Consider the following 1,309-nt stretch of genomic DNA (forward strand, 5'->3'; position numbering starts at 1 on the left):
ACGACGCGCTGCTCACACGCACCCGCACCTGGCCGCGGCTGAGCGCCGCCGAGCAGGCGCAGCCCGTGCCATGACGCCCGAAGTCCTGGCCATGGCCGCCGCCATCGGCGAGCCCATCGAGTCGCTGGATCTGCAGGGCGGCCACTTTGCGCGCGCCGCGCTGGCCGGCGCGCTGTTCAGCAAGGTCGACCTGCGCCGGGCCGACCTGCGCGGCGCCGACCTGCACGAGGCGGTGTTCGATCAGTGCGACCTGCGCGGCACGCTGCTGGGAACGGCCGATCTGCGGCGGGCCACCTTCAACCAGTGCCAGCTCACGCACGCCGACCTGGGCGAGGCACGGCTGCATGCCGCCACCCTGAACGAGTGCGAGGTGTCGCACGCGCGGCTGGCCGGCGCCGACGCGTCCATGCTCGTGGCCAACCGCAGCAAGTTCGCCCACGCCAGCTTGCAGGACGCGAGCCTGGACAACGCCACCTTCAACCAGTGCAGCCTGTTCGATGCCAGCGCGGAGCGCGTCAACTGGCGCCAGGCGACGCTGATGGAATGCGACGTGCGTCACCTGGCCTGGAGCGACGGCAACTTCGAGCGCACGGTGTTCGTCAAGACCTCCCTGGCGGGGCAGGACTTTCGCGGCCAGTCGCTGCGCGGCTGCCAGTTTGCCGGGGTCGACCTGCAGGGCGCCGATTTCACCGACGCCCGCCTGCCGCAGTGCAGCTTCCAGGGCGCGCTGCTGGGCGGTGCGCGGCTGGCCGGCGTGCAGGCGCCGCGCGCCATCTTCTGCGAGGCGCAGGCGGCCGGCGTCGACTTCTCGGGCGCCGACCTCACGCAGGCGCTGTTCACCGGCGCGTTGCTCGAAGGCAGCGTGTTCGCACGCGCCCGCCTGCACCAGGTGCATTTCGCCGGCGCGCGCATGGCACGCGCGCATTGGCAGAACGCGGTGCTCGACCACGCCGACCTCAGCCACGCCGACCTGCGCGGCTGCGACATGGAGGGCGCCTCGCTGCTGCGCACCCAGCTGCACGGCGCGCTCACCGAAGGCGCGCGCATCGACGACCACGCCCGCGCGCTGACGCAAGACCCGCAGCGCGCCGAGGCCGAGCGCTGGCGCGCCGTCGCCGCCGCCTGACCCCATCCGCACATCCTGGAGAGCCCCATGAGCAAGACCCGAACCCCCGGCAGAAGCCCCAGCCAGCGCAGCCCGCACAGCCAGAGCCAACCGGTCTGCGCGCCGGCGGTCGACCCCACCGTCGCCATCGCCGGCGCCTGCCAGGGCGGCCTCGTCACCGCCGTCGGGCCCGATGCCACCGTG

1 protein-coding gene is annotated in these 1,309 nt (G+C 73.4%); it reads left to right on the forward strand.

Going from position 1 to position 1,309, the window contains the following annotated elements:
* The first annotated feature begins 70 nt into the window (after positions 1 to 70).
* On the forward strand, positions 71 to 1,126 hold the full coding sequence (locus VBO01S_RS31395; protein ID WP_062483079.1) for a pentapeptide repeat-containing protein: 1,056 nt from the start codon (positions 71 to 73) through the stop codon (positions 1,124 to 1,126).
* Positions 1,127 to 1,309: the final 183 nt, after the last annotated feature.

The organism is Variovorax boronicumulans NBRC 103145, from assembly GCF_001591345.1.
GTDB lineage: Bacteria > Pseudomonadota > Gammaproteobacteria > Burkholderiales > Burkholderiaceae_C > Variovorax > Variovorax boronicumulans.